Annotated in this window: 21 protein-coding genes; 7 read left to right on the forward strand and 14 right to left on the reverse strand. The window is 71.7% G+C overall.

Translation table 11 applies throughout. The annotated features are described in order from the left end of the window. Positions 1-18: 18 nt before the first annotated feature. Positions 19-492, reverse strand: a complete 474-nt coding sequence (locus ACFZAM_RS07655; RefSeq protein ID WP_391043801.1) for a group II truncated hemoglobin — start codon at positions 490-492, stop codon at positions 19-21. Between the two features lie 236 nt (positions 493-728). On the opposite strand from ACFZAM_RS07655, the gene ACFZAM_RS07660 reads away from it, so the two are divergent. Together ACFZAM_RS07660 and ACFZAM_RS07665 are read left to right on the forward strand one after the other, a co-directional pair. After that, the gene (locus ACFZAM_RS07660; protein ID WP_391043803.1) at positions 729-1,745 is read left to right on the forward strand and encodes a zinc-binding dehydrogenase; all 1,017 of its coding nucleotides are present in this window, start codon (positions 729-731) and stop codon (positions 1,743-1,745) included. 290 nt (positions 1,746-2,035) lie between these two features. After that, positions 2,036-2,821, forward strand: coding sequence for a helix-turn-helix domain-containing protein (locus ACFZAM_RS07665; protein WP_391043805.1), 786 nt, complete (start codon positions 2,036-2,038; stop codon positions 2,819-2,821). A 21-nt stretch (positions 2,822-2,842) separates the two neighbouring features. Here ACFZAM_RS07665 and ACFZAM_RS07670 read toward each other — a convergent pair whose 3' ends face one another. Both ACFZAM_RS07670 and ACFZAM_RS07675 read right to left on the reverse strand, forming a co-directional pair. Next, positions 2,843-3,313, reverse strand: a complete 471-nt coding sequence (locus ACFZAM_RS07670) for a Clp protease N-terminal domain-containing protein (protein ID WP_355334382.1) — start codon at positions 3,311-3,313, stop codon at positions 2,843-2,845. An 8-nt stretch (positions 3,314-3,321) separates the two neighbouring features. Then, a complete protein-coding gene (locus ACFZAM_RS07675; RefSeq protein WP_355334380.1) occupies positions 3,322-3,525 on the reverse strand; it encodes a helix-turn-helix domain-containing protein in 204 nt (67 codons plus the stop codon). Between the two features lie 89 nt (positions 3,526-3,614). Between ACFZAM_RS07675 and ACFZAM_RS07680 the strand changes: the two genes are divergently transcribed. Then, positions 3,615-4,100, forward strand: coding sequence for a DUF5990 family protein (locus ACFZAM_RS07680; protein WP_391043810.1), 486 nt, complete (start codon positions 3,615-3,617; stop codon positions 4,098-4,100). A 61-nt stretch (positions 4,101-4,161) separates the two neighbouring features. Here ACFZAM_RS07680 and ACFZAM_RS07685 read toward each other — a convergent pair whose 3' ends face one another. Then, positions 4,162-5,334: a serine hydrolase gene (locus ACFZAM_RS07685; RefSeq protein ID WP_391043813.1), complete on the reverse strand. Its 1,173-nt coding sequence runs from the start codon at positions 5,332-5,334 to the stop codon at positions 4,162-4,164. A 294-nt stretch (positions 5,335-5,628) separates the two neighbouring features. Here ACFZAM_RS07685 and ACFZAM_RS07690 point away from each other — a divergent pair, with 294 nt between their 5' ends. Further along, positions 5,629-7,611 (forward strand): discoidin domain-containing protein, encoded by a 1,983-nt coding sequence (locus ACFZAM_RS07690; RefSeq protein WP_391043815.1) that lies wholly within the window; start codon positions 5,629-5,631, stop codon positions 7,609-7,611. 42 nt (positions 7,612-7,653) lie between these two features. Here the strand turns inward: ACFZAM_RS07690 and ACFZAM_RS07695 are convergent, their stop codons facing one another. From ACFZAM_RS07695 to ACFZAM_RS07715, 5 genes are all read right to left on the reverse strand, one after another. Further along, on the reverse strand, positions 7,654-8,898 hold the full coding sequence (locus ACFZAM_RS07695; RefSeq protein WP_391043817.1) for a serine hydrolase: 1,245 nt from the start codon (positions 8,896-8,898) through the stop codon (positions 7,654-7,656). 138 nt (positions 8,899-9,036) lie between these two features. Beyond that, a complete protein-coding gene (locus ACFZAM_RS07700; protein WP_391043819.1) occupies positions 9,037-10,920 on the reverse strand; it encodes a hypothetical protein in 1,884 nt (627 codons plus the stop codon). A 305-nt stretch (positions 10,921-11,225) separates the two neighbouring features. Further along, positions 11,226-11,906 (reverse strand): LuxR C-terminal-related transcriptional regulator, encoded by a 681-nt coding sequence (locus ACFZAM_RS07705; RefSeq protein ID WP_391043821.1) that lies wholly within the window; start codon positions 11,904-11,906, stop codon positions 11,226-11,228. Positions 11,907-12,425: 519 nt separating this feature from the next. Continuing rightward, positions 12,426-13,364, reverse strand: coding sequence for a DNA-formamidopyrimidine glycosylase family protein (locus ACFZAM_RS07710; RefSeq protein ID WP_391043822.1), 939 nt, complete (start codon positions 13,362-13,364; stop codon positions 12,426-12,428). 91 nt (positions 13,365-13,455) lie between these two features. Continuing rightward, positions 13,456-14,247: a VOC family protein gene (locus tag ACFZAM_RS07715; RefSeq protein WP_355334365.1), complete on the reverse strand. Its 792-nt coding sequence runs from the start codon at positions 14,245-14,247 to the stop codon at positions 13,456-13,458. Positions 14,248-14,443: 196 nt separating this feature from the next. Here ACFZAM_RS07715 and ACFZAM_RS07720 point away from each other — a divergent pair, with 196 nt between their 5' ends. Next, complete coding sequence (locus tag ACFZAM_RS07720; RefSeq protein WP_391043825.1) at positions 14,444-14,608, forward strand: hypothetical protein; 165 nt, start codon at positions 14,444-14,446, stop codon at positions 14,606-14,608. A gap of 149 nt (positions 14,609-14,757) precedes the next feature. Next, entirely contained in the window at positions 14,758-15,294 is a 537-nt protein-coding gene (locus ACFZAM_RS07725; RefSeq protein WP_391043827.1) for a DUF664 domain-containing protein, read from the forward strand. 239 nt (positions 15,295-15,533) lie between these two features. Here the strand turns inward: ACFZAM_RS07725 and glnA are convergent, their stop codons facing one another. Then, the gene (glnA, locus tag ACFZAM_RS07730; RefSeq protein WP_188283233.1) at positions 15,534-16,943 is read right to left on the reverse strand and encodes a type I glutamate--ammonia ligase; all 1,410 of its coding nucleotides are present in this window, start codon (positions 16,941-16,943) and stop codon (positions 15,534-15,536) included. Positions 16,944-17,184: 241 nt separating this feature from the next. On the opposite strand from glnA, the gene ACFZAM_RS07735 reads away from it, so the two are divergent. After that, positions 17,185-17,652 carry an RDD family protein gene (locus ACFZAM_RS07735; RefSeq protein ID WP_188283232.1) on the forward strand — a complete coding sequence of 156 codons (468 nt, stop codon included), beginning with the start codon at positions 17,185-17,187 and terminating at the stop codon, positions 17,650-17,652. A 92-nt stretch (positions 17,653-17,744) separates the two neighbouring features. On the opposite strand, the gene ACFZAM_RS07740 is transcribed toward ACFZAM_RS07735, so the two are convergent. The 4 genes from ACFZAM_RS07740 to lipB all read right to left on the reverse strand — a co-directional run bounded on the left by ACFZAM_RS07740 (position 17,745) and on the right by lipB (position 20,975). Beyond that, positions 17,745-18,434 carry a DUF4191 domain-containing protein gene (locus ACFZAM_RS07740; protein WP_355334356.1) on the reverse strand — a complete coding sequence of 230 codons (690 nt, stop codon included), beginning with the start codon at positions 18,432-18,434 and terminating at the stop codon, positions 17,745-17,747. Between the two features lie 31 nt (positions 18,435-18,465). After that, on the reverse strand, positions 18,466-18,672 hold the full coding sequence (locus ACFZAM_RS07745) for a hypothetical protein (RefSeq protein WP_355334353.1): 207 nt from the start codon (positions 18,670-18,672) through the stop codon (positions 18,466-18,468). 308 nt (positions 18,673-18,980) lie between these two features. Beyond that, positions 18,981-19,970 carry a lipoyl synthase gene (lipA, locus tag ACFZAM_RS07750; RefSeq protein WP_355334351.1) on the reverse strand — a complete coding sequence of 330 codons (990 nt, stop codon included), beginning with the start codon at positions 19,968-19,970 and terminating at the stop codon, positions 18,981-18,983. Positions 19,971-20,138: 168 nt separating this feature from the next. Then, positions 20,139-20,975: a lipoyl(octanoyl) transferase LipB gene (gene lipB, locus ACFZAM_RS07755; RefSeq protein WP_391043833.1), complete on the reverse strand. Its 837-nt coding sequence runs from the start codon at positions 20,973-20,975 to the stop codon at positions 20,139-20,141. Positions 20,976-21,020 lie beyond the last annotated feature (45 nt).

The following is a 21,020-nucleotide window of genomic DNA, read 5'->3' on the forward strand; positions in this document are numbered from 1 at the left end:
ACTCACGGAATACCCGGGCTACCGCGCCAGCCCGTCCCAGCCCCAGTGCGGTACGGGACCGGGGTCGCCGAGATCGGAACTCTCCTGGTGGGAGACCGACATGGCGATCCGCGTGCCCCACTCGATGTACTCGGTGAAGCGCTGCCGCAGCAACGCGTCGGCGGGCAGCTCCTTCACGGCGGTCGCGAGCATCAACTCCACCCAGCGCGCCCGCTGTTCCTCGGTGATCCGCAGGTCCAGGTGCTGGGAGAGCAGGGCCTGGTGGCCGCCGAGGCGGGCGGTGTACTCGGCGGGGCCGCCGAAGACCTCCGTGAGCCAGACGACGACATGGTCGACATGGGCCCGGGTGAAGTGCACGAAGACCGGGGCGAGGAGCGGATCGACGAGGACCTGCTCGTAGAAGCTGTCGATGAGGCGGCGCAGGGCGTCACTGCCGCCGACCGCCTCGTAGAAGGTGCCGGTGCGGTCGACGGGGGAATCCGGAGTGGTCATGGGCGCTCCAGGTCGTGCCGGTGGTCGCGGCCGGGGAAGTCCCGGCCGCCTCATAGCCGCGGCCAGGGGGCAGCCCGGCCGGTGGTCCCGGCCAGGGTCGGCCTGGCCGGTGCTTTGCGGCCAAGGATCACCCGGCGGCCCGGCGGGCACCGGGATTTACGCGGCGGGCGGATCAAATGGACCAGTGGATTCCGGCCACGGGGAAGAAACGGGCGGGCACGTCACTTGTACGCGGCATGAAGGCGATCACTTACACCAGCAACGGCGGCCCCGACGTCCTCACGCTCACCGAGCGCCCGGTCCCGGAGCCGGGACCCGGCGAGGTACGGGTCCGCGTCCACGTCTCCGGCGTCAACCCGACGGACTGGAAGTCGCGGCGCAACACCGCCCCCGCCTCGGCGCAGGTGCCGAACCAGGACGGCTCCGGCGTCATCGACGCGGTCGGCTCCGGCGTCCCCGAGACGCGGATCGGCGAGCGCGTCTGGATCTGGGAGGCCGCGTACGGCCGCGCGGACGGCACCGCGCAGGAGTACGTGGCGCTGCCCGCGGGCCAGGCCGTCGCCCTGCCCGACCACGCGTCCTTCGACCTCGGCGCGAGCCTCGGCATCCCCGCCCTCACCGCGCACCGCGCCCTCACCGTCGCGGACGGCGGCCCCGAGCGCCTCGCCCCCGGCGCCCTCGACGGATGTACGGTCCTGGTCGCGGGCGGCGCGGGCGCCGTCGGCAACGCCGCGATCCAGCTCGCCCGCTGGGCCGGGGCCACCGTCGTCAGCACGGTCAGCGGACCCGCCAAGGGCGACCTCGCGCGGGCCGCGGGAGCCCATCACGTCGTGGACTACCGCGCCCAGGACGCCGCCGCCGAGATCCGCCGGATCGCCCCGGACGGCGTCGACATCGTGGTCGAGGTCGCCCCGGCCGCCAACGCCGCCCTCGACCGGGCCGTCGCCGCCCCCGACGCCGTCATCGCCTTCTACGCCGACGACGACGCCTCGGCCACCGTGCCGGTCCGCCCCTCCATGGCGCTCAACCTCCGCTGGCAGGGCGTCCTGGTCTACACGGTCCCGCCCGCCGCCAAGGCCCACGCCGTCGCGGCGGTCACGGCCGCCGTCGCCGACGACGCCCTCCACGCGGGCCCCGACGCCGGGCTGCCCTTCCACCGCTTCCCGCTCGCCGAGACCGCCCGAGCCCACCAGGCGGTGGAGGACAGCGTCATCGGCAAGGTGCTCATCGACGTGGCCGCGCCCACCGGCTGACGCCTCGTCACACGAGCAGCCCGGTCCAACCGGCCCGGGCCCGCCGTCCGTTGCGCGGGTCCGGGCTCGGGGCCGAAGGACGGTTCCCGCCGACGCCCGTCCCCGTACCGACGCCCGTTCCCGTACCGACGGTCGAACCCGCACCGAGGCCCGTCCCCGTACTGACGCCCAACCCCGTATCCACCCCCGTCCCCGTGCCGACGCCCGTCCCCGTAGCGCCTCGGACCCCGCGCCCTCCCGCCCCCGGCCTTTCGGTGGCCGCCGAAACGTCGCGGGGCGAGGATGGGGACATGGCCACCCGCACCAGGACCCTGGGGGCGCCGAGGACCGGCGACCCCCGTACGCCCGCGCTCGCCGACCCCGCCGTCCCCCGGCTCGCGGCCCTCGCCGCGCTCCTGGCCGACGAGACCAGGGCCGCGGTCTGCCTGGCGCTGCTGGACAAGCGGGCCTGGACCAGCGGGGAGCTGGCCCGGCACTGCGGGGTCGCGCCGTCCACCATGAGCGAGCACCTGACCCGCCTGGTCGACGGCGGGCTGCTGGTCCGCGAACACCAGGGGCGGCACCGTTACGTACGCCTGGCCGGCCCCGAAGCGGCCCGATTCGTCGAGGACATGGCGGAACGGGTGGCTGTCGCCGTACCCCGGACCACCGGCGCCGGGCTGCGGGCGCACAGCGCGGGCCGGGCGATGGCGCGCGGCCGTACGTGCTACGACCACCTCGCCGGCCGGCTGGGCGTGGCCCTCACCGACGCGCTGACCGGCAACGGCCTGCTCCGGCAGGACACCGGCTTCGCCCTCACCGACGACGGCGTGGCCTGGTTCACCGGCCTCGGCGCGGATCTGTCCGGGCCGCCCTCGTCCCGCCGCCCGCTGGCCCGTCCCTGTCTCGACTGGACCGAGCGGCGCCCCCACCTGGGCGGCACCGCGGGCGCCGAACTCTGCCGCCTCGTCCTCACCCGCGCCTGGGCCACCCGTATCGGCACCGGCCGCGCGGTGAAGGTCACGGCGCTCGGCGAGCGCGAACTCCACCGGGTCCTGGGCATCGCGCCGCACGATCTGGCTCCGGCGGAGGCGTAGGACCGCCCGGCGGCGGTGGGCTCAGCAGCCCGCCAGGCGTTCGCGGACGGTGGCCGGGTCAAGGTCCAGGGCGCTGAGCAGCGTCGCGGCGGGGTCGGGGTGCGGGGCGGGCAGGAGCGCGAGCAGCAGATGGCGGGGCTCGATACGGCGTCCGCGCCGCTCGCGCTCGGCCTCGCGCTTGGCGGCGACGACGGTCGCGCGGGCGGCCGAATTGAGGGTGATACGCCGCCGGCCGCGGACCGGCGGCGGGGCGAGGGGGATGTCGAGGTGGATGCCGAGCGAGCCGAGGGCGGCCCGGTCGAGCGCTTCGAGGGCCGCGTGCCCCTCGGCGAGGGTGACGCCGAGGGCGCGGGCGGGCTGGGCGGACTCGTCGCGGAGCAGCGCGAGCAGCAGGTGATCGGTGCCGATCCGGCGGTCGCCGCGCCGGGCGGCCTCCTCGCCCGCCTGCTCCATGACGAGCTTGAACCGGGCGTGAGCGGTGTTCTCCGGCATCGGGGGCCTCACTTTCCGTACTTCGCGTGCACCGACTGACGCGACACCCCGAGGGCGTCGCCGATCTGCTCCCACGACCAGCCCTTCCGGCGGGCCAGCGCCACATGCGCGGCCTCGACCTGTTCGGCGAGCCGGTGCAGCGCGCCGACGGCCCGCAGGCCGACCGCGGGGTCGTCCGAGTTCACGGCCGCGGAGACACTGTTGGTATCCATGGGTGTCAGGCTAGGCTGACGCGCGATGTCGCGTCAATCCAAACTGACAAACCCGTCCGGCCGGATGCGCGAAATGCCAGAATGACCGCATGGCCCCAGCGACGCCCGGCACCTCCACGCCCGTCACGCTCCGCATCGAAGGCACCGGCCTTCCCGGTCGCGCCTGCGCCGCCGCCCCCGGCTTCCCCGGATACACGGACATCCACGTCGCCGTTCAACGGCGCGCGAAACCGGGGGAGTTGCTCGACCCGACCCCCGGCGACGCGGACCGCGCCGTATGGACGCTGGAGTGCGTCGCGCGGACGGTCGCGGACGGCACCGAGCTGACCGGCCCTTACGTGCAGGGCGGGCCGGGCGGGCGCTTCGTCTATCTGTCGTGGGGCGGGGTCGGCGCGGACGGGTCCTTCGCGGTGTTCCGCCGCGCCAAGCTGCTGCTCGAAGCCGTCGAGCCGGACGTGCTCGCCGCCGCCGTACGGTCCGGGCGGCTCACCGGGCGCCTCGGCCTCACCGACCCCGAGGGGCACCCGCTGTGCGCCCGCGTCGTACCGCCGGTCATCGCCTGGTCGGCGGCCTGAGCGCCGGAGTCCCGGGCACCCCTGGGCGGCTTCCTGGCTTCCTACGGGACGGGCCTTCTCCTTACGTCACGGCCTTCGCCGCCGCCTCCGCGACCCGTTCCACCAGCGCGATCCCGTCCTGCTCCGACACATGGCCGCCGGAGAGCACCGCGACCAGCAGCGTATGGCCGTCGTGCTCGACCTTCCCGATGCTGTTGACGTCCCACAGGCCGGTGGCGCTCCGCGGCAGCCAGCCGTTCTTCAGCGCGTAGTCGCCGCCGTCGGAGTCGGCCGCCGACACGCCCCACCGCTGGTCGGCGGTGACCGCGTGCATCAGGTCCGAGATGTAGTCGCGTGAGGCGGCGCTGAGCGGGGAGTCGTCGCCGTCGCCGTAGACCGCGCGCAGCAGGGTGATCTGGTCGGCGGCGGTGGTCTGGGTCAGGCCCCACAATTCGCCGCTGCCGGGGGTGGTGTGGCTCAGGCCGAGCGAGGCGTTGGCGGACGCCAGCCCCGGCCCGCCGCCGATGGCCTCCCACAGCGCGAGCGCCGCGTCGTTGTCGCTCTGCTCGATCATGTCGGTGGCCAAGTCGCGTTGCTCGGAGGTCAGTTGGGTGCCCGCGCGCTGATGCCGGAGCAGCAGCGCCGCCAGGATGTCGACCTTGACGATGCTCGCGGTGTCGTACGCCGTCGTGTCGCCGCTGTCGTACGTGGCGACCGTGCTGCCGCTGTCGTCGCTGTCCCCGCCCAGTTCGGTCACGGCGACCGAGAAGTGCCCGGAGCCGGTGTCGGACAGGGCCTTGATCGCCGCGCGCAGTTCGGCCTGGGTGTCCCGCGCGGGTGTGGCCGTCGTCTTCTGCGGGGGAGCGGCCGAGGGGGAGGGCGGCGTGGTGGTCGGCGGCGTGGTGGTCGAGGGCGTGGTGGTCGAGGGCGCCTGCGCCGGGGTGAAGGGCTTCGCGGTGGTGGGGGCGGGGGAGGGGGACGCCTTGTCCGTCGCGCCGCTGGTCGCCTTTCCGTCCGCCCCGGCCCGCGCGGACGGCGACTGGATGACGGTGGCCAGCGTCAGCACCGCGATCACCGCGAGTGTCGTGGTGGACACCACGAGGGGCCGCCGGGTCCACCAGTGCGCGGCGGCCCCGCTCCCCGTCTCGGTCCCGGCATCGTCCCTGGCTGTGTCCGCGGCCAGGTCTCCGGCCACGTCTCCGGCCCCGCTCCCGGCGTCACCCCCAGCTCCGCCGGACGTCTGTTCGTCATCCATGCGGAGGACCGTATGAATCGTTTCTTGGATTCCGCTGAGATCCCGGTTCCAATCTTGTGAACCTTTGCGCCCATCCCGCGCGGCACCACCGAAAACCACGACAGAACGGTTCTTGCGTCATCTCTGTCAATTATTTCGCCTGCTGCGCGATCTATTGCGCTCACGTAACCCTGTCGTTACGATCCCCCGCACCAGACTTCCGGCCCCTGCCGCAGAGCACTCGCCCGAGCACTCACCCGAGTGCCCGACGGCCGCGCGGGCGGCGGGAGTTGACAGCCGATCGGAGGAGTCCAGATGGGTGTCACACGCCGGGTCTTCCTGCAAGCCGCCATAGCGGCCACTGCGGCAGGAACCCTAGGTGTCGCGGAGACCGCCGCCGCGGGCAGCGCGACAGCGGCCAGCGGGCCGGGAGACGTGGTCGGGAAGGTCACGGTCGGCTATCAGGGCTGGTTCGCCTGCATCGGCGACGGCGCCCCGATCAACGGCTGGTGGCACTGGACGCAGAACTGGGGCCAGACCCCGTCACCGTCCAACACCGGCATCAGTAGCTGGCCGGACATGCGCGAGTACACCCACACCTACCAGACGGGATACGCCGCCCTCGGCAACGGCCAGCCCGCGACGCTCTTCTCGTCCTACGACCAGCAGACCGTCGACACGCACTTCCAGTGGATGCAGCAGTACGGCATCGACACCGCCGCGCTCCAGCGCTTCAACCCCACCGGCGGCGAAGGCCCGACACGCGACGCGATGGCCACCAAGGTGCGCAGCGCCGCCGAGTCGCACAGCCGGAAGTTCTACATCATGTACGACGTCACCGGCTGGACGAACATGCAGTCCGAGATCAAGACGGACTGGACCAACAAGATGAAGGCCCACACGGCCTCCTCGGCGTACGCGACGCAGAACGGCAAGCCGGTCGTCTGCATCTGGGGCTTCGGCTTCAACGACAACAACCACCCGTTCAGCACCGACGCCTGCATCGACGTCATCAACTGGTTCAAGGGACAGGGCTGTTACGTCATCGGCGGGGTGCCGCGCGAGTGGCGCACCGGCGGCGCGGGCACCCGTACCGGCTACTCGGACGTCTACCACGCGTTCAACATGATCTCGCCGTGGATGGTCGGCGCGATCGGCAACGTGGGCGACTCCGACAACGCCTACAACACCTACACCGTCGGCGACGAGGCCGACTGCGCCGCGCACGGCATCGACTACCAGCCGTGCGTTCTGCCCGGTGACGTCTCCGGACGGCAGCGCGCGCACGGCGACTTCATGTGGCGGCAGTTCTACAACGTCTGCCGGGCCGGGGTGCAGGGCATCTACATCTCGATGTTCGACGAGTACAACGAGGGCAACCAGATCGCCAAGACCGCCGAGTCCCAGGCGTGGACGCCCACCAACTCCGGCTTCCTGGCGCTGGACGAGGACGGTACGGCCTGCTCCTCGGACTACTACCTGCGGCTGACCGGCGACGGCGGCAAGATGCTCAAGGGCCAGATCGCCCTCACCGCGGTCCGCCCCACCCAGCCGCTGGTCTCCGGCGGCGGCGACACCGTACCGCCGACCGCGCCCGGCACGCTGCACGTCACCGGGCACACCGACACCACCGCCGCGCTGGCCTGGACCGCCTCGACCGACAACGTCGGCGTCACCGGCTACCGGATCATGCGGGTCACCGGCTCCACCAGCACCCAGGCGGGCAGCGCGGCGGGCAACGCCACGACCGCCACCGTCACCGGGCTCAGCCCGTCCACCGCCTACACCTTCACCGTCCAGGCCCTCGACGCGGCGGGCAACGTGTCCCCCGCGTCCAACCAGGTCAGCGTCACCACCGACGCGACGACCGTGCCGCCGGGCACCAACCTCGCCCTGGGCAAGGCCACTTCGGAGAGCAGCCACACCCAGGTCTACGGCTCGGGCAACGTGGTCGACGGCGACCCCAACTCGTACTGGGAGAGCAACAACAACGCCTTCCCGCAGTGGATCCAGGTCGACCTCGGCCTCACCACCACCGTCAAGCGGCTGGTGCTCAAGCTGCCGCCGCCCACCGCCTGGAGCACCCGCTCCCAGACCATCTCCGTACAGGCCGGCCCCAGCGTCCCGCTGACCACCCAGATCCCCGCGCAGAACTACACGTTCAACCCCGCGTCGGGGAACTCCGTGACGATCAACCTGCCGTCGGCGGTCACCGCGCGCTACGTGCGGCTGAACTTCACCGCCAACACCGGCTGGCCCGCCGGGCAGCTCTCCGAACTGGAGGTCTACAGCGCCTGACCGGAGTGCGACCCGCGCCGTTCGTGATGCCGTCGGCGCGGGTCACGGCGCCTGACGGTCGCACAGCGCGTCGTCGGTGAGCGCCTCCACCGCGCGATTGACCTTGTCCTGGTCGATCAGCGCGGTGGTGGTGGTCACCGACACCGTCACCGCGCGGCGGCCGTCGGCGCTCACGGCGGGCCGGGTGTACACGCCGAAACCGTCGCCCTCGTGCAGGTAGGAGACGCCGCCGCAGCTCAGCGGGACCACCCGCAGCCCGAGCCCGTAACCGCCCTGCCTGCCGGACGGCGGCACCGGCAGATCGTCGTACGGCACCGTCTCGCGCATCTCCCGCCACTGCTCGGCGGGCAGCAACTCGCCGGTCGCGAGCGCCCGGAAGAAGGCGTTGAGGTCGCCCGGCGTGCTCACCACCCCGGAGTCCGCCGTGTGCTGGAAGCTCAGCTCGGTCGCGTCGAGCACCCCGCCGCCGGGAGCGTCCACGGTCACCCGCTCGTGCGGCCCGACCAGGAACGGATTGTCGCCGGGGATGTACGTGTGCCGCAGCCCCAGCTTCGCGATGACGCGGTGCTCGACCAACTCCCGCCAGGTGGCGCCCGATCCGCCCGCCGTCCGCTCCACCCTATCGTTCGCCTCCTCCGCGATCATCGCGGCCAGCAGGTAGTTGGTGTTGGAGTACGCCCACTGCCGGGCCGTACCCGCCGGTCCCGGTGTGAACAGCGGCGGATGGCTCATCGCGAGGGCGACGAGCTGCGGGGCGGGCGTCACGTCGTAGCGGTTCTCGTCGAAGTGGTGGAAGAGCCGGTCCTGGACGGACGGGTCGGCCACGTAGTCGTAGAGCCCGCTGGTCTGCCGCAGCAGGTCCCGCACCGTGATCCGCGAGCCGTCGTTGCCGTGGCCGCGCACCACGCCGGGCAGCCAGTGCTCGACGGTGTCGTCCAGCGACAGCTTGCCCTCGGCGGCCAGTTGGAGCACCACGACCGCCGTGAAGGTCTTGGTGGTGCTCGCCGCGCGGAATTCCGGCTCCCACGGGACGGGTTCCTTGGAGCCGCGTCCCGCCGTGCCGAACCGCGCCCGCAGCGGCCCGTCCGGGGTGTCGACCCGCGCCACGACATTGACCTGGCCGTCCCCCGCGGCCCGCACCGCGGCCAGGTCGCCGCGCAAGTCCCCCTGCCCGTAGTGGTGTCGGCCGCCCGAGCCGTGCGCGGGCACCGCCGCCAGCGCGGACGCGGCCAGTGCCACCGACCACGCCGCCACGATCGTGCGCTTCCCCGACAACGACACCCTCATGACGGCTCCCCGTTGGACGACTCGGGCCCGCCCCGTGCGGACTGCGTCCATCCAACCCGCGCCGCGCACCATGATCGATGGAGCTGTCACCCGAACGCCCGGTGGGGACAACCCCCGGTCCGGGCCGCCGACAGCGGGTCAGCGGCGCGGGCAGATCACCAAGTGGTAGGCGGGCAGGGCGGCGACGGGCCGGTGGCAGTCGAACCGGCCGCGGATCGTGTCCGCCGCCTCGGGCGCGACCTGGCCCAGCGGGAACCAGAAGGTGTCGAGCACGGCGTAGCGCGAGGCGGGGTCGCTCAGGCAGCGCAGATTCTCGCGGTAGCTGACCTGACTGGTGATCGACCGGTCGTAGCGCGTGCGTTGGAGGAAGTCGGGCGTCGGGTAGCGGCAGTGCGTCGGGTTGCCGAGCAGATAGCCGATGTCGCCGAACGCCAGGTACGTGACGGGGGTGTCCGCGCCGATTCGGTGCCGGACGCCGGTCAGCCACCGGGTCAACTCGTGCCGGGTGTCGGCGCGTTCGAGCGAGGTGAAGGTCGAGTGCCGGGTGTCGTACGAGTACGGCGTCGTCGGCCACACCGGGATCGCCAGCGCGAGGAGCAGGGCGAGGGCCGGGACGGAGCGGAGGAGGAGGCCGGGGGAGGGGGCGCGTACCGGCACCTGTCCGCGTACCCGTGCCCGTACGCGTACCCGTGCCCGTGCCGGTACCCGTGCTCGCCCGTGCAGCGAGGCCGTGAGCAGCGTCGCCACGACGACCGCCGAGACCAGCGTGTACGCGGCCGTCTCGTGCGCGTGCCGCCAGTTCCAGGACTGCCCGGCGATCAGGGGGACGGCGACGCCGAGCAGCAGGGCCCCGGCGAGCAGCGGCAGGTCGGGGCGGCGGGCGACGGCGAGACCGCACAGGGCGGCGGCCAGCACCGGGAGCGCGGCCAGGTGGTACTGGAACCACTGCCCCTGCACCACCAGCGCGGCCAGCACGCCCGCGACCCCGGCCGCCGTCAGCAGCGGCCACGCCCAGCGGGCGGCGCGGGACGCGCTGCCGCGCGCGAGCAGCACCACGGCGGCGGGCAGCAGCGCCACCACCGGGTTCATCAGCGCCTCGGTGCCGACCGTGGTGATCAGCGCGTGCACGTCGGCGGAGTGCAGGCCGTTCTGCAAAGGGGTGTTGGGGTTCAGCGCCGACAGTTCGTTGAACCAGCGCCACTCGCGCGGCTGCACGAGGATCGCCAGCGCGAAGCCCGCGGGGGCGGCGACGGCGGCGGCTGCCGTGGTCAGCCAGCCGCGCCTCCGGTCCAGGACGAGGAGCGCGCCCAGCGGCAGCAGCGCCGTGGGCGCGGTCGTGTACTTCACCAGCACCGCGAGCGCGACCAGCACGCCGCCGAGGCCGACGGCCACCCAGGTGCGGCGCGGCGCGAGCGCGGAGGCGAGACCGGCCACCGCGCACAGCACGGCCACCCACTCCGGCTGGAGGAAGTCCCAGGCGGGCGCGAAGAGCAGCGCGAGCCCCAGGGCTCCCGCCACCGCGTTCGCCTCGCGGCGCGGCAGATGGCGGGCGAGGCCCTGGCGCAGCCACCACACGACGGCCGCCGCGACGACGATCACCAGCAGCCGTATCGACGCCTCGCGCACGGCGACCGGCCCGGCGGTGAGGTGGTCGAGCCACGACAGCGGCCAGCGGTACGCGAGCGGCCGGTGCACGAAGGTGCCGGACGCCGGAATCCCGCCGCGCCCGCTCGCCCGCATGCCGCCGAGGACGTACCGCACGTCGTGGTTGAGCCCGCTCCAGCACATGGCGGCGACGGCGGCGAGGCCGAGGAGGGCCGCGGCGAGGCGGACGGGGAGGGGGTAGGGGGTGGTCGTGCGGTCGCGGTCGCGGTCGTGGTCGCCTTCGCGGTCGGCTGCGTCGGGGCCGCGGGGCGTCGGGACCGCTTCCGGGCGGGCGTCCAGGCCCGGCGCCCGGTCGGTTCCGGGGGCCGGCCGCGCGGAGGTCCCGGCGCCGTCGTCGATGTCGGGAACGGAGGTCACGGCCGCTGACACTAGCCGCGCGCCCGGGCGGTACGGCGGGGTTGGCCGCCTCGTACGCCGAATGTTCAACGGAATTTACGCGGGTGTTCGCGGTGGGCGCGTGAGGTGAGCCGTTGGGGCCTGCGGCCGGGCGAGGTGGGCGCGTACGGCCGCCGCTCGTTTGGTCGGTGCCGGTGCCGGTGCCGGTGCTGGTGCCGTCTCCGCTCGTACGGCCCGCGCCCGCGCCGCCCGTGGCCGTAGCGCCGCCCGCGCCCGTACGGCCCCTGTCCGTACGGGCTCACGTCTCACGCGGGCGGGCGCAGCCGTCAGTTCGCGGTGTCCGCCAGCGTCGCCTCGTCGACCAGCCCCATCCTGATCGCCTTGACGACGGCGCTGGTCCGGTTCGTGGCGTCGAGCTTCAGCAGGACGCTGCTCACCAGCCGTTTGGCGCCGTGCTCGGAGATCAACAGGCGCCTGCCGATCTGCTTGTTGCTCAGGCCGCGCACCAGCAGCACCAGCGTCTCGTTCTCACGTGACGTCAGCGCCCCGCGCCGCTTCACCGGGGCCGCTGCCGCCGCCTGTTGGATGAGGCTGCGGCCCAGCTCCACCGGAATCGCCATCTCCCCGGCCGCCAACTGGTCGAGGGCGCGGGCCATTCCGGCCGCCGACAGGTCCTGCCGGATCAGATAACCGTCGGCGGGCAGCCCCGCCAGGTCCCCCGTCTGATGCTGCTCGATCACCAACAGCAGCCGTGGTGACGGGTTCTCGCCCCCGGCGCTCCCGACACCCCCGGCGGCCCCGACCCTTCCGGTCGCCCCGGCGCTCCCGGCTTCCCCGACGACCGTCCACAGCCGCCGGTTGGTCGCGGTCAACACCGCCACATCGGGGGCGTGTTCGCGCACCTTGCCGATGAAGTCGAACTCGTTCGCCGCGAAGTACGTCTCCACACCGGTCGCGAGACCCGACATGATCGCCTGCACCCCGAGGCGCAGGATCTGGTCCTCCATGAACAACACCACGCGGAGCCGCGCGGGAAACGGCATGCGACGCGAATGGTGGAGAATTTCCGAAGTCATAAATCCGCCCGTGTCTCTTCCGAGTAAGAACCACATCGGCGGCCTGCCCCCGAGCGGGCGCCTTTCCACAACGCGACGCCACCCCGATTGGCCGAAAATGGCCAACGAGGGCGACTGCGGGAGCACTTACGGGCCTGAGCGTTCCCCATCGCGTTCGATCACACCTGGTACTCCCCTGGTATCCACCTGGCATGGCAGGAGCCCACGCCCGGTAGCAGGTGATCACATTTTTGCCTCATTACGCTACCAACGGTTAACGTCACCGGTCAACCAACTCGGAACCCCGGCGTCCGCCGAACCGGAGCGGGGCGTACCGCACTTGAGCGGGCGAGACCTCGACGCGGGCCCGTGCGGCGCCAGTTGACCGGCCGCTTGGGCAAGCGCCTGAGCGCCTGTTTGAGCGCCTGCCTGAGCGACTGGTGGAGTGGTCGCGCGAGCTCACGTGTGCGCCTACTTGAGCAGCCGGGACATCCGCCGGTCCGCCAGCGGCTTGCCGCCGGTCTGGCACGTCGGGCAGTACTGCATCGCCGAGTTGCTGAAGGACACCTCGCGGATCGTGTCCCCGCACACCGGACACGGCTCGCCCTTGCGCCCGTGCACCCGCAGCCCGCTCTTCTTCTCCGACTTCAGATCGCGCAGCGGCAGCCCGCGCGACCGCTCGACGGCGTCGGCCAGCGTCGTACCGACCGCGTCGTAGAGCGTGGCCACCTCGTCCTCGGTGAGCGTGGCGGCCAGCTTGTACGGCGACATGCGCGCCGCGTGCAGGATCTCGTCGGAGTACGCGTTCCCGATCCCGGCGATCACGCTCTGGTCGCGCAGCACGCCCTTGATCTGGCTGCGCTTGCCCGCCAGCAGTTCGGTGAAGGCCGCGAGAGTGAAGCCGGCGGCGAAGGGGTCGGGGCCGAGGCGTGCGACGCCCGGAACGTCCAGCGGGTCCCGTACGACGTAGACCGCGAGGCCCTTCTGGGTACCGGCCTCGGTGACGTCGAAGCCGGTTCCCTCGCCGCCAGTCGTTCCGGCCCCGCTTCCGGCGTCGGTTTCGGTGTCGCTTCCGGCCCCGTCCCCGTTTCCCCCTGCCGGGGCGAGCCGTACGCGCAGTGCCAGCGGTCCTTTGCCGGGGCGCGGCGGCGCGTCCGCCATCTTCTCCGTCCACCGCACCCACCCGGCCCGCGCCAAGTGGATCACGAGGTGCAGCTCCCCGGCCGTGAGGTCGAGGAATTTGCCGTGCCGCCCCACGGCGTCGAAGGTCCGCCCCTCCAGCGCTCCGATCGGCGGGTCGTACGTCTTGAGCGCGTGCACGGCGACCGGGTACACCCGCTCGACCGTACGGCCGACCAGCTGCTCGGCCAGGAACCTGCTCAGGGACTCGACCTCCGGCAATTCAGGCATACCCCCAGTCTGCCCTGCCGCCGCCCGACCCGCCCCGGACAGACCGCCGCCCCGGGGCGTACGGCCCCGGGGCGGCGCGGGACAGCCGGGATCAGGCGGGCTGGAGTACGGCGAAGGTCGCGCCCGAGGGGTCGGCGAACCAGGCGATCCGGCCGATGCCCGGCACGTCCACGGTCGGCACCAGCACCGTCCCGCCCGCGCCCTGGACGCGGGTGACGATGTCGTCCGCGTCCGCCACGTCGAAGTACGGCACCCAGCGCGGGCTCACACCCTCCTGCGCGGCCGTGATGCCGCCGAAGGCCGTGTTCCCCTGGTCGCCCTCCGAGGTCGAGACGAACGTGTACGGCGCGTCACCCACCTGCGTGTCCGCCCCCCGCCAGCCGAACAGCCCGCGGTAGAACTCCAGCGCCGCGGCCGGGTCCGCCGTCTGGAGCTCGACCCACCCCAGCGACCCGTACACCGACGTGGTCTCCAGCCCCTTCAGCGCCTTCGGCTGGAAGAGCGCGAATTCCGCCCCGCCCGGATCGGTGACCGCTGCCATCCGCGCCGCGTCCCGCGCGTCGAACGGCTCGGCCCGCACCGCCCCACCGGCCTGCGCGACCGCCTTCGCGGTGGCCTCCACGTCCGGCGTCTCGAAGTACACCGTCCACGCCGGGGTCGCCCCCTCGTCCACCAGCGGCCCCAGCGCCGCCACGATCTTCCCGTCCTTCTGCAAGGTCCCGTAACTCCCGGCGTCAGGCCCCGCCGGGTGGAACGTCCAGTCGAACACCGCCCCGTAGAACCCGGCCGCGGCCACCGTGTCCTTCGCCGCGATGTCGATCCATGTGGCCGATCCGAGAATGGAATCCGTGGTGAGCATGCTGACGTGCCTGCCTTCCGTCATCAGTTCAAACCCATGGGCCAGAAGCCCCACCCCATTGTATACACGGTATACACCCCCTCGCCCGCCTTCCCCCCAACCCCACCCCGCCGCCACGGACCGTGTCCGGCGGCGTGGGGAGCCCCCTACGGAGCGTCTCCCGCGGATCGGAGGCGGCCTTGGTCGGTATCAACCTCGTCGTCGCGGACATGCGAAGGTCATGACGGATGAGCCGGGCACCACCCCCGCCGAGGACAAGACGCTCTACCAGAGGGAGACCCTGGAGGACGAGGTGATGGACGAGGTACTGGCCTCATACAGCGAAGCCGTCGACGAGAAGAAGCCGCCGACGCCCAGCGAAACAGCGGACACGGACGCGGACTGAGCCTTCCGCCGGTCTCGCGGTGGAGATCGGCGGCGCGCTCCTGGCCGCCTCTCCTCGAATCGCGGGCGGGCGATGAGTTCCGGCACGCGGTGAGGTCTTCCTGGGGACGTACGAACTCGGCCGAGCACGACCGGTAGGGAGACCCCAGCGTGAGCGACATCGTGGTGCAGAACATCGTCCGGCCCGACCGCGTGCTGTCAGGCTCCTGGCTGGAGGTGATCGCCTCGAATCTCGACTACCACCGGGCGACCTTCCTGTGGAAGTGCGAGGGCCTCTCGGACGCCCAACTGCGCCAACGCCCCCTGCGATCCTCGGCGTTGACGCTGCTGGGGCTCATGCGCCACCTGCAAGGAGTCGAACGTGCCTGGTTCCAGCGGACCTTGGCCGACACCGCGCCTCGCTTCTTCCCCTACCGGACCTACACCACCCCCGACGGCGACGAGTGGTACGACGAGTCGGACGCCACGTCCGCCGAGGACGTCTACGAGGACTACCTGACGTCGTGCGAGGAGTCGCGGCAGCTCTTCACGAAGGTGACCGCCGACCTCACCCGCATCATGCCGAACCCGGAATTCGGCGCCGCCGACGTGCGCTTCGTCCTCGAGCACGTGATCGAGGAGTACGCCCGCCACCTCGGCCACGCCGATCTCCTCCGCGAGGCCATCGACGGCGCCACCGGCGAATAACCGACGCCCCTCGCACACACCACCATCAGCAGAAGCCACCCGGCCGACCACGGGCAGCGCGGCCCGATGCCCACGCGGGCGTCATCCTCGCAGCCACCTGGCCTTCTCCGGCCTGACGGGAGCTGTCCCGGGGATCGATCCCACCGCCGACGCGAGGGAGCCCCGTCACGCTCCGGGAGGGAGGTGGCGGGGCTCCGGTGCATCTGGTGGGGGTTGCCGCACGGGGCGGCAGCCCGGGCTTAGATGTCGAAGTACAGCTCGAACTCGTGGGGGTGCGGGCGGAGCTGGATCGGGGCGATTTCGGCGGTGCGCTTGTAGTCGATCCAGGTGTCGATCAGGTCGGAGGTGAAGACGCCGCCGGCCTGGAGGTACTCGTTGTCGGCCTCGAGGGCGTCGAGGACGGCGGGGAGGGAGGTGGGGACCTGGGGGACGCCCGCGTGCTCCTCGGGGGCGAGCTCGTAGAGGTCCTTGTCGATCGGCTCGGCGGGCTCGATCTTGTTCTTGACGCCGTCGAGGCCCGCGAGGAGGAGGGCGGAGAAGGCGAGGTACGGGTTCGAGGACGGGTCCGGGGCGCGGAACTCGACGCGCTTGGCCTTCGGGTTGGAACCCGTGATCGGGATGCGCATCGCGGCGGACCGGTTGCGCTGCGAGTAGACCAGGTTGACCGGGGCCTCGAAGCCGGGGACCAGGCGGTGGTACGAGTTCACCGTCGGGTTGGTGAAGGCGAGCAGCGACGGCGCGTGCTTGAGGATGCCGCCGATGTAGTAGCGGGCGATGTCGGACAGGCCCGCGTAACCCTGCTCGTCGTAGAAGAGCGGCGTGCCGCCCTGCCACAGCGACTGGTGGACGTGCATGCCGGAGCCGTTGTCACCGAAGATCGGCTTGGGCATGAAGGTCGCGGTCTTGTTGTTGCGCCACGCGACGTTCTTCACGATGTACTTGAAGAGCATCAGGTCGTCGGCCGCGGCGAGCAGCGTGTTGAACTTGTAGTTGATCTCCGCCTGGCCCGCGGTGCCCACCTCGTGGTGCTGGCGCTCGACCTGGAGGCCGGAGGCCTCCAACTGGAGGGAGATCTCGGCGCGCAGGTCGGCGAAGTGGTCGACCGGCGGGGCCGGGAAGTAGCCGCCCTTGTAACGGACCTTGTAGCCGCGGTTGTCCTCGACCGCACCGGTGTTCCAGGCCGCGGCCTCGGAGTCGATGTGGTAGAAGGACTCGTTCGCCGACGTCTGGAAGCGGACGCTGTCGAAGACGTAGAACTCGGCCTCGGGGCCGAAGTACGCGGTGTCGGCGACGCCGGTGGAGGCGAGGTACGCCTCGGCCTTCTTCGCCACGTTCCGCGGGTCACGGCTGTACGCCTCGCCGGTGATCGGGTCGTGGATGAAGAAGTTGATGTTGAGCGTCTTGTCCCGGCGGAACGGGTCCACGCGGGCCGTCGAGAGGTCGGCGCGCAGCGCCATGTCCGACTCGTGGATGGCCTGGAAGCCGCGGATCGACGAGCCGTCGAAAGCAAGCTCATCGGTCGGGTCGAACGTCGAGACCGGGACCGTGAAGTGCTGCATGACGCCGGGCAGGTCACAGAACCGGACGTCGACGAACTTGACGTCCTCGTCCGTAATGAACCGGTTGACGTCGTCGGCGTTCTGGAACATCCCACTCCTCCTAGGCCCGGCCCCACGGGTCGGGTTGACAACTCGAGGCGCGCCAGTGCGGTGGCGCACACTGCCCCGACCATAGGGATCAGGGATTTCTCCAGCATGACCCATTTGTTTCCGAGGCGTTAACCGCGACGCCGGGGCGGCACCCGGGCAGCGCCGTACGGGTGGGCGTCCGGAAGTCCCCGTCCGCGACCGCGCTGTAGGGCCGCGGACGGCGCCGGGTTACCGTGGTCGGGTGGACAACAGGGATGCAATCGGATCGTGGCTGTCGGGCCCGGGTGCCGCCGCCGAGCAGATGGGCGTGGAGTTCGGCTACCGCGGGCAGCGCCTCGGACTGCCGGAGAACGGGCCGGGTTCCATCGCGCCGGTGGGGCGCCGCGTCGTGGCGCTCTTCATCGACTGGTTCCTCTGCCTGCTGATCGCATACGGCCTGATCGCGCACCGTGACGCCGGCAAGTCCAATACCTGGACACTCGTCGTCTTCGGCGTGGTCAGCGTCGTCCTGCTGCTGACCGTCGGCACCACCTTGGGCAAGCGGCTGATGGGCCTGCGCGTCGTACGCCTCGACGGCGGCCGTCTGGGAGCCGTCGCCGTCGTCATCCGTACGGCGCTGCTGCTGCTCGTCGTCCCCGCCGTCATCTGGGACCGCGACACCCGCGGCCTGCACGACAAGGCCGCCAAGTCCGTACAGGTACGGATCTGACCCAGCCGGGACGCAGAAGAAGGCGCAGAAAAGGGGGTCCGGGGACGCTGTCCCCGGACCCCCTTCGTACAACGACCTCCGAGCCCGACCGCCTAGCGGCCCTTCGGCATCCGCATCCCCTTGGGCATCGGGCCCTTCGGGATCGGCATGTTGCTCATCAGATCCCCGAGCGCCCGCAGCCGGTCGTTCACCTCGGTCGTCTTCGGGCCGGACAGCACGCGCGGCAGCTTCAGCAGCGTGGTGCGCACCTTCTTCAGCGACAGCTCGTCCGGGCCGTTGCCGACGATGAAGTCGTGCACCGGCACGTCGAAGACGACCCGGTTGACCTTCTTCTTCTCGGCGGCCAGCAGGCCCTTCACACGGTTCGGGTTGCCTTCACCGATCAGGACGACACCGGCCTTGCCGACGGCGCGGTGCACCACGTCCTGGCTCTTGTTCATCGCGACGGCCGGGGTGACGGTCCAGCCGCGTCCGACATTCTGCAGAACGGCCGCGGCGGCGCCCGGCTTGCCTTCGAGCTGCCCGAACGCGGCCTTCTCGGCCCGGCGGCCGAAGATGACCGCCATCGCGAGGAAGGCCAGCAGGAAGCCAAGGATGCCTGCGTAGATGGGGTGACCGATCAAGAAGCCGAGGGCGAGGATGACACCGAAGGTGACGATTCCCACAGCCGCAACGACAAGCCCGACCTTGGGGTCGGCCTGCCTGGTCATCTTGTAGGTCTGGACGATCTGCTTCAGTCGTCCAGAATTCTCGGGGTTCTCGGGTGTTTCCTTCCTCGCCATGCCGCTCAGGATACGCGAGGGGGGTGCCCGCTCAGTCGTTGAGGGCGCTTCCCCGTGCGGCGCTCACAAGGGCGTCCATCTCGTGCTGCGCCTCCCGCCGGTCCCGGGCCCTGCGGCGGTCCTCGACGACGGCTGCCCAGGCGTTACGGCGGGCTGTCTGCTGCCCGCCGCGCAGCAGAAAGGACTCCACGGCGCGCAGCGCCACGGCCGGACGGATGTGCACGGACTCGGACGGCATGGCGTCCCCCTCATATGCGGCTGAGAGCTGAGAGCTGGGAGCAGGAAGGTGCGGGGCGGTACGTGATGACGCGCGTGGTGCGGGCAGCGCCGGTGACTCGAAGAGCCCCGTGCGTGACACCAGGGTCGCCACAACGTGTTACCAGTCGGTGACCACTCGGTCAATCTCGCATGAAAGCATCGGTCCGGCAGCACGGCGCCCCGCCAGGTCACTCGCCCGGCGGGGCGTCGTCGGCGGTGAGCGGACTCACACGACGAGGGTCGGAACCGAGGGTCGGAACGGGGCCATGACGGGGGTCACGGCCGGGGTCATACGGAGGGCGCCGCCACCGGGCCCACGGCCAGCCGCTCGCCCTCCCGCAGCCGCTTGTCCACGGCCTGCTGGAAGAGCCGTCCGGCGCGGTACGAGGAACGGACCAGCGGCCCGGACATGACGCCCGCGTAGCCGATCTCCTCGGCCTCCTCCTTCAGCTCCACGAACTCCGCGGGCTTCACCCAGCGCTCCACCGGGTGGTGCCGCACGGACGGCCGCAGGTACTGCGTGATGGTGATCAGCTCGCAGCCCGCGTCGTGCAGGTCCTGGAGCGCCTGGCTGATCTCCTCGCGCTCCTCGCCCATGCCCAGGATCAGGTTGGACTTGGTGACCAGACCGGCCTCGCGGGCGCGGGTGATCACTTCGAGCGAGCGCTCGTAGCGGAAGCCGGGACGGATCCGCTTGAAGATCCGCGGCACCGTCTCGACGTTGTGCGCGAGCACCTCGGGGCGGGAGCCGAAGACCTCGGCGAGCTGCGCGGGCTCGGCGTTGAAGTCGGGGATGAGCAGCTCGACCTTGGTGTGGCCGCCCTCGCGCGCCGCCGTCATGGCGTGGATCTGCCGGACGGTCTCCGCGTACAGCCAGGAGCCGCCGTCCTCCAGGTCGTCGCGGGCGACGCCGGTGATCGTGGCGTAGTTGAGGTCCATCGTGACGACGGACTCGCCGACGCGGCGCGGCTCGTCACGGTCGAGCGCCTGCGGCTTGCCGGTGTCGATCTGGCAGAAGTCGCAGCGCCGCGTGCACTGGTCGCCGCCGATGAGGAAGGTCGCCTCGCGGTCCTCCCAGCATTCGTAGATGTTGGGACAGCCGGCCTCCTGGCACACCGTGTGCAGCCCCTCGCTCTTCACGAGTTTCTGCATCTGGGTGTACTCGGGGCCCATCTTGGCGCGGGTCTTGATCCACTCGGGCTTGCGCTCGATGGGGGTCTGGCTGTTGCGGACCTCCAGGCGCAGCATCTTGCGTCCGTCGGGTGCGACTGCGGACACGACCGGCTCCCTAAAGCTTCGATTCTTCGGCGAACACCAGAGTACGCCCGTGATTCGTACGGCTTGATCCGTGCGGCTTCCTCTGGAAGCAACCAGCCGTGTCGTAGCCGCATTCCCGGCCGGATACCTGCTACCGCCGAGGCCCGGCGGTACGGCCCACCGCCCCGGCTATACGGCCCGCGGCAGCGGCACGACCGCGCCCAGGACGTCCGCCAGGTGCCGTTCCAGTACCGGCAGCACCTCGGTGACGCCGATGTCGCGGCCCAGCTCGTTGGAGAGCGAGGTGACGCCCGCGTCGCGGATGCCGCAGGGCACGATCCGGTCGAACCAGGTGTTGTCGGGGTCGCAGTTCATCGCGAAGCCGTGCATCGTCACGCCCTTGGCGACGCGGATGCCGATCGCGGCGAGCTTGCGGTCCTCGCGGCGCTGTCCGGCGTTGGAGGGCGCGTACTCGGGGCCGTTCAGCCGCGGGTCGAACTCGCTGTCCTCGCCCCCCTTCGACGGGGAGCCCGCTCCCACCCGCGGGTCGAGGTCGAGGGTCAGGCCGTTGACCGCCGGGCGGTCCGCCACCGGGTCACCGAGCACCCACACCCCGCTGCGGCCCTCCACGCGCGTGGTCTCCAGACCGAATTCGGCGCAGGTACGGATCAGCGCCTCTTCCAGACGGCGTACGTGCGCGACCACGTCGACCGGGCGCGGCAGCTTCAGGATCGGGTAGCCGACGAGCTGGCCGGGGCCGTGCCAGGTGATCTTGCCGCCGCGGTCCACGTCGACCACGGGGGTGCCGTCCAGGGGGCGCTCGCTGTCTGTCGTACGGCGTCCCGCCGTGTAGACCGGCGGGTGTTCGAGGAGCAGGCAGGTGTCGGGGATCTCGTCCTCGACGCGTGCGGCGTGCACCCGGCGCTGTTCCTGCCACGCCTCGGTGTACTCGACGGCGTCGGCCCCGAACCCCAGGTGGACGAAGCGCAGCTCGTCCGTCCGCGCGGCGTCCTGCGGAAACCCCATGACCACTCCTCTGCGTGCCCGGCGGTGCTTGTTTCGCGCCTCTGC

The organism is Streptomyces sp. NPDC008079 (assembly GCF_042957385.1).
In the GTDB taxonomy this organism is placed as follows: domain Bacteria; phylum Actinomycetota; class Actinomycetes; order Streptomycetales; family Streptomycetaceae; genus Actinacidiphila.

Excerpts from the sequence above, each read along its gene's own strand:
- ACFZAM_RS07710 (WP_391043822.1), bottom strand. The coding sequence starts at position 13,364 with ATGCCTGAATTGCCGGAGGTCGAGTCCCTGAGCAGGTTCCTGGCCGAG.
- ACFZAM_RS07745 (WP_355334353.1), bottom strand. The coding sequence starts at position 18,672 with ATGCCGTCCGAGTCCGTGCACATCCGTCCGGCCGTGGCGCTGCGCGCC.
- ACFZAM_RS07675 (WP_355334380.1), bottom strand. The coding sequence starts at position 3,525 with ATGGATACCAACAGTGTCTCCGCGGCCGTGAACTCGGACGACCCCGCG.
- lipB (WP_391043833.1), bottom strand. The coding sequence starts at position 20,975 with ATGGGGTTTCCGCAGGACGCCGCGCGGACGGACGAGCTGCGCTTCGTC.
- ACFZAM_RS07720 (WP_391043825.1), top strand. The coding sequence starts at position 14,444 with ATGACGGATGAGCCGGGCACCACCCCCGCCGAGGACAAGACGCTCTAC.
- ACFZAM_RS07715 (WP_355334365.1), bottom strand. The coding sequence starts at position 14,247 with ATGACGGAAGGCAGGCACGTCAGCATGCTCACCACGGATTCCATTCTC.
- ACFZAM_RS07740 (WP_355334356.1), bottom strand. The coding sequence starts at position 18,434 with ATGGCGAGGAAGGAAACACCCGAGAACCCCGAGAATTCTGGACGACTG.
- glnA (WP_188283233.1), bottom strand. The coding sequence starts at position 16,943 with ATGTTCCAGAACGCCGACGACGTCAACCGGTTCATTACGGACGAGGAC.
- ACFZAM_RS07690 (WP_391043815.1), top strand. The coding sequence starts at position 5,629 with ATGGGTGTCACACGCCGGGTCTTCCTGCAAGCCGCCATAGCGGCCACT.
- ACFZAM_RS07695 (WP_391043817.1), bottom strand. The coding sequence starts at position 8,898 with ATGAGGGTGTCGTTGTCGGGGAAGCGCACGATCGTGGCGGCGTGGTCG.
- ACFZAM_RS07680 (WP_391043810.1), top strand. The coding sequence starts at position 3,615 with ATGGCCCCAGCGACGCCCGGCACCTCCACGCCCGTCACGCTCCGCATC.
- ACFZAM_RS07660 (WP_391043803.1), top strand. The coding sequence starts at position 729 with ATGAAGGCGATCACTTACACCAGCAACGGCGGCCCCGACGTCCTCACG.
- ACFZAM_RS07685 (WP_391043813.1), bottom strand. The coding sequence starts at position 5,334 with ATGGATGACGAACAGACGTCCGGCGGAGCTGGGGGTGACGCCGGGAGC.
- ACFZAM_RS07705 (WP_391043821.1), bottom strand. The coding sequence starts at position 11,906 with ATGGAGGACCAGATCCTGCGCCTCGGGGTGCAGGCGATCATGTCGGGT.
- ACFZAM_RS07670 (WP_355334382.1), bottom strand. The coding sequence starts at position 3,313 with ATGCCGGAGAACACCGCTCACGCCCGGTTCAAGCTCGTCATGGAGCAG.
- ACFZAM_RS07665 (WP_391043805.1), top strand. The coding sequence starts at position 2,036 with ATGGCCACCCGCACCAGGACCCTGGGGGCGCCGAGGACCGGCGACCCC.
- ACFZAM_RS07655 (WP_391043801.1), bottom strand. The coding sequence starts at position 492 with ATGACCACTCCGGATTCCCCCGTCGACCGCACCGGCACCTTCTACGAG.